Here is a 5,004-nt window from a genome sequence, read left to right as displayed (position 1 = left end):
GGCCCCGTGCTGATCACCGGCCCGCTCGCCGCCGACGGCGAGCACTACGAGGCCCCGGCCGCGGAGATGCTCGCCCGGTTCGACCTGGCCTGACCGGCCCGGCTCCGGCGGGCGGTCCCGAGAGGGGCCGCCCGCCCCGGCGGCGGCCGCCCGCGCGCCGGCCCGCGAGCGCAGGCCAGCCGGCGCGCCCGGCAGTCGCGGGCGGGGTTGCCCCGCCACCCTGATACGTGTATGGTTAGACACATCGCGGGGATCAAGAGGATCCCAGCACCCCGAGTGAAAGGACGGCCCGTCATGGCCACCATCGAGATCACCCCGGCCGCCGTCGAGGCGGACCTGCCCCTGACCCCGTTCGTCGTCATCGGACAGCTGCGCGCCCCGGGCCACTGCCAGGCCTGGATGGACTCCACGGACCGGGTCTGCTCCACGGCCACGGACGGCCACCTGTGCCCCCGCCACCGCACCGTGGCCCGCAAGCGCCGCGCCCGGCGCCTGGCCGAGATCGAGGCCGAGCAGTCCAAGGACCGGGCCGCCAAGGCCGCCGCAGCCGAGCGCGCTCGCGGACGCCTGGGGGGCAACCGCCGCGAGCTGGCCGCCGTCGAGGCCGAGCTGGCCCACCTGTCGGCCGCGCCCGTGGACGACCGGGCCGCCGCCGGCGGGGCCGTCCACCCCTCCATCGCCCGCCGCATGGACGCCTCCCTCTCCGAGACACGTGTCGCCAAGGGCCAGCGCCTGACCCGCCGCGCCGAGCACCTGCGCCAGCAGATCACCCTCGCCGAGTCCTGACCCCCACCCCCACCCCCGGCCCCAGCGCCCGGGGAGCCGGGGGCCGCCCCTACTCCCCCGCGCCGCACCCTCTACCAGCGCCTGCGCACCCTCGCCGAGCGGCTGGACGCTCACGCCGGCGCCGAGATGATCACCCCGCGCGCCCTCGCACAGCTCGAGCACCGCGACCTGCCTACCCTGATCCCCGACCCACCTGCCCCCCCTGCACGCTAGGAGCACTCATGGCCCCCACGTACTGGCACGGCGGCCCGGCCGGCCTGCCCATCGGCTCGACCCTGCTGCCCCGCGCTCACCTCGAGCACCTCCCCGCCCGTGACTCGGCCCTCGGCGGGCTTGTCCTGGCTGTGGCCGACCGCAGCGGCGAGCACGACCCCGCACACGTCTACGTCACCACCGATCGCGCGCTCGCGGGCCACTTCGCCGGCCACCACGCCGCCGGGCCCGCCGGCGGGGCCCTCTACGCCGTCCAGCCGGCCGGGCCCCTCACCCAGGACCCCGACTTCCCCACCGTGGGGATGCGCTGCCCGTCCGCCACGATCCTCTCCAGCACCCCCGCCACCGCCTGGCAGGACTTCCACGCGGATAAGCCGTACACCACCTGGCAGGACCGCCGCAGCCCCATCTACGCCCCCGACGGCCACGCACTGCCCTCCCCCCCTGGCCGCGCGTCTGGGCGTCACCGCCGAGGACCTGCACCACCTCGGCCCCTGGCCCGAGATCGACCAGATCAACCTCGCCAGCGACGCCGTCGTCCGCGCCCTTCGCCCCGGCCTGACCCACGAGGACATCGAGAGGATGAACCGCCGATTCCAGGCCTGACCATCCGCGAGCGCCGCCCGCCCGAGCATGGGGCGGCGGCGCTCGCGGCCGGGGGTTGCACCCCCTCCCCGATATGTGTATGGTTAGACATATCGCAGGGATCGAAAGGATCTCCGCACCCCCGACCGAAGGGACGGCCCCATGGCCCAGAACACCACCCCCGAGATCACCTCCGCCGCCGACCGCGCGGTCGCCACCCTCCTGGCCGACCCCGAGCACCTGCAGACCCTGCTGAGCAACCTGGTCCACCGCGCCGCCTACCTGGCCGCCAAGGCCGAATGGACGATGGAGGACAACTTCTCCACCACGGAGTGGCTGGCCGAGGACATCGGCCGCGAGCTGCCCGAGGAGGACCTGATCGCCATCGTCGGCGAGGGCGGGTTCGACCTGCCCCCGGAGGACGTAGAGACACGCCTGGCCCCGTACCTGCCCGAGGCCGAGGACCTCGACGAGGGCTGAGACGGCCTGTCCGGCGTCGCCGCGATGCGGCGCCGGACACCGCGCTCGCGGACGGGTTGCACCCTCACCCGCAAACGTGTATGGTTAGACACGTCGCAGGGATCGAGAGGATCCCCGCACCCCCGACCGAAGGGACGGCCCACCATGGCCCAGAACACCACCCCCGCACCGACCTCCGCGAGCGCGCGCGCCGTCGACGCCCTCCTGGCCGACCCGGAGCACCTGCGCTCCACCCTCACGGCCCTGGTCCAGCGCGCGGCCTACCTCACCGCCGCCATGCACTGGGACGCCCAGGACAACGTCGGCAGCTCCGAGTGGATGGCCGAGTCCCTCGCCCACGTCCTGCCCAGCGCCGAGATCCCCACGATCCTCGCCGAGGGCGGCTTCACCCTCCCTCCGTCCTCCATGGAGCCCTACCTGACCCGCTACATCCCCGCCGCGCCCCCCGCCCACGTCTACTGACCCCCACCCGTCCGCGAGCGCCGGCCCCCTCCCGTGCTCGCGGACGGGCACGGAGGCGCAGCCGGTAGCGTGCGGGTGTGCGCCGGCTCTTCTCATGGGGCCACGGCGGCGCGGGCACCCCGTGAGGGGCCACGCCCGCGCCGCCACACCACCCCCACCCCAGACAACGGACCCCCTGGAGGAGACCACCCATGAGCACCCCCACCGCCTCGACCCCGCGCATCGTGCCCGTCCTGGGCTCCAAGGGCGGCACCGGCCGCACCACCGCCGTAGTCCACCTCGCGGCCGCACTCGCCCGTCAGGGCCGCCGCGTCGCCGTCATGGACACCACCGCCCTCGGCGACACCACCGAGTGGATCCAGGACGCGCGCGCCGCCCTGCCCGACGGCGCCGAGCTGCCCTTCGAACTGCTGGAGGCCGCCAGCCGCGCCGTGCCGGCGACCTCCGCGGAGATCGTCCTCGTGGACACCGGCGGCAACGGAGAAGCCCACGCACGACTGCGCCCGATCCTGGAGGCCTCCGCCCTGGCCGTGATCCCGGTCCAGCCCAGCCAGATCGACGTGAGCAGCCTCTGGGACACGCTGGATTGGCTCGACCTTCTTTACCCGGGGCTTCCCCGGCTGGCCCTGCTCACCATGGCCACCCCCACCACCACGCTCTACCGCGAGACCCGAGAGGTGCTCGCGGAAGAGGATGTGCCCACCCTGACGACCTCGATCCCCCAGCGGATCCAGTACACCAACGCCGTGGGTACCATCCCCGAGGCCTCCACCCCGTGGGACGCCGCGGCCACCGAACTCACCCACCACCTCTTCCCGCCGACCCCGGCCCAGGAGCCGGTGAAGCGGACCTCCTTCGACCTGCCCCTGTCCACGCACGCCCGGCTGCGCTGGGCGAAGTACACCACCGGCAAGCCCATGGGCCAGCTCGTGGCCGAAGCCGTCGTCGACGCCTACCCCGAGCCCCCCACCGCGCGCTCGCGGTGAGGCTCCGCCCGCGGCCGGATCTCTCCGCCGAGGGCATCGGCGGCACCAGCCGATGGCCGCCGGCGCCCGCAGGGTCAAGGGGACGTGTCGCCAAGAGGCCGGGGCTGCCGGCGAGGTCGCCCCGCGTGCTTGACTCAACCCCCTTGTGATGTATGGTTAGACACGTCGCAGGGGGCATGAGGCCCCCAGCACCCCGAGCCATGGAGGCCCCCATGAACGAGAACGTCCTGACCCGCACCGAGCTGGAGCTCACCCTGACCCTCGGCAGCCTGACCGCCCGCCACGGACGCCCTGGCGCCTTCGTCGAGCTGCAGTCCCTCTCCGATGCCACCGGCGGGATGATCCTGCGCGTCAGCTCCACGGACGGCCTGGAGTGGTCCAGCTCCCACACCAGCCTGGTGAGCATGGGCTCGCCCCTGCCTCGGGTCGCCCTGGACTACCCCGGCCTGACGCGCCTGAGGAACGGCGTGCGCGCCGCGGCCGACCTGTGCGGATGGGTCCGTCTGCGCGCCGACGAGCACACGCTGCAGCTGCTCGCCGACGGAGACCACATCCCGGAGTCCGAGCGCATCCTGGCCACGGCCCCCAACCACGCCAGCGCGCACCCTGCCCCGGCGCAGCCCCGGCCGGTCGCCCCCGTGAACTGCCCTCCCCTGCCGGCGCGCACGTCCCTTCCGGCCGGCCCCCTGGCCGACCTCACCCGCCACGTCTCCGAGCACGCCCTGCTGAACCTGCACGGCACCGGAGACCCCCGCCTGGTCGGCTGGAGCCTCGGCGCCACCAGTCACGGGCAGATGCTCGCCCAGGACCTCACCAGCACCCGCTACCCGGGCGAGGCCGCCCACCTGCGCCGCCTCGAGGCCCTCTGACCAGGCCCGTGACCTCGGCAGGCGACATGCCCGCCGGGGTCACGGCGCCCTGCCATCCCAGCTGGAATCACTCGAACTCTGGGGGCACCTGCATGCGGCGTGACTCGTACCAGTAGCGCAACGGCGCGTCCCCGTACTCGTGCTCGTAGTCCCGCAAGCGCCCATGCCATTCATCCAGCCGGCGAACGACCGCCTGGGCATGCTCCGGGGTTGGCGTCCTCAGCTCCCGCAGAATGCCCGTCAGCTCAGGGCCCATCAGCCGCATCTCCTCAGCCGCCCGATACACCTTCGCATCCTCCGGGTCTATGTCAGCGGGGGCCGCGAAGTGGTCCTGAGCAGCGTTGTGGACCAGTACCGCCATCTCAGCGGCGTAGTCATCAAGCAACCTCCAGCTGCTCAGCCACTCACCCGTGAGCTTCGCAAGCCGCTCGTCCAGCTCGCTGGACCCCGTCAGGAGCATGACCTTGACTCGCGCATCGGCCGCAGACGCCTCCCACGACTCCAGCCTCGACCGTGAGGTCGACTGGTGGGGTTGCGTGTAGGCCGCCGCGACCCCCAGGATCAGCTGCGCCAGGGCGGCCTCTAGGCGCTCCTGCCGCGCATTCCGCTCAGCCCCAAGGTTC

6 protein-coding genes are annotated in these 5,004 nt (G+C 73.6%); 5 read left to right on the top strand and 1 reads right to left on the bottom strand.

The window, feature by feature from the left end; translation table 11 throughout:
• Positions 1-294: 294 nt before the first annotated feature.
• The 5 genes from AC0VX0_RS12160 to AC0VX0_RS12140 all read left to right on the top strand — a co-directional run bounded on the left by AC0VX0_RS12160 (position 295) and on the right by AC0VX0_RS12140 (position 4,381).
• Entirely contained in the window at positions 295-786 is a 492-nt protein-coding gene (locus AC0VX0_RS12160) for a hypothetical protein (protein ID WP_473763251.1), read from the top strand.
• A 960-nt stretch (positions 787-1,746) separates the two neighbouring features.
• Positions 1,747-2,064, top strand: a complete 318-nt coding sequence (locus AC0VX0_RS12155; protein ID WP_439248298.1) for a hypothetical protein — start codon at positions 1,747-1,749, stop codon at positions 2,062-2,064.
• Positions 2,065-2,208: 144 nt separating this feature from the next.
• On the top strand, positions 2,209-2,526 hold the full coding sequence (locus tag AC0VX0_RS12150; protein WP_475452150.1) for a hypothetical protein: 318 nt from the start codon (positions 2,209-2,211) through the stop codon (positions 2,524-2,526).
• 191 nt (positions 2,527-2,717) lie between these two features.
• Complete coding sequence (locus AC0VX0_RS12145; protein WP_475452149.1) at positions 2,718-3,512, top strand: division plane positioning ATPase MipZ; 795 nt, start codon at positions 2,718-2,720, stop codon at positions 3,510-3,512.
• Between the two features lie 212 nt (positions 3,513-3,724).
• Positions 3,725-4,381, top strand: coding sequence for a hypothetical protein (locus tag AC0VX0_RS12140; RefSeq protein ID WP_475452147.1), 657 nt, complete (start codon positions 3,725-3,727; stop codon positions 4,379-4,381).
• 67 nt (positions 4,382-4,448) lie between these two features.
• Here AC0VX0_RS12140 and AC0VX0_RS12135 read toward each other — a convergent pair.
• The coding region (locus AC0VX0_RS12135; protein ID WP_475452145.1) for a hypothetical protein at positions 4,449-5,004 on the bottom strand (556 nt) is incomplete at its 5' end.

This window comes from Micrococcus sp. iso_26 (genome assembly GCF_056172975.1).
This window is presented reverse-complemented; position numbering and strand designations above follow the sequence as displayed.

Excerpts from the sequence above, each read along its gene's own strand:
- AC0VX0_RS12160 (WP_473763251.1), top strand. The coding sequence starts at position 295 with ATGGCCACCATCGAGATCACCCCGGCCGCCGTCGAGGCGGACCTGCCC.
- AC0VX0_RS12155 (WP_439248298.1), top strand. The coding sequence starts at position 1,747 with ATGGCCCAGAACACCACCCCCGAGATCACCTCCGCCGCCGACCGCGCG.
- AC0VX0_RS12150 (WP_475452150.1), top strand. The coding sequence starts at position 2,209 with ATGGCCCAGAACACCACCCCCGCACCGACCTCCGCGAGCGCGCGCGCC.
- AC0VX0_RS12145 (WP_475452149.1), top strand. The coding sequence starts at position 2,718 with ATGAGCACCCCCACCGCCTCGACCCCGCGCATCGTGCCCGTCCTGGGC.
- AC0VX0_RS12140 (WP_475452147.1), top strand. The coding sequence starts at position 3,725 with ATGAACGAGAACGTCCTGACCCGCACCGAGCTGGAGCTCACCCTGACC.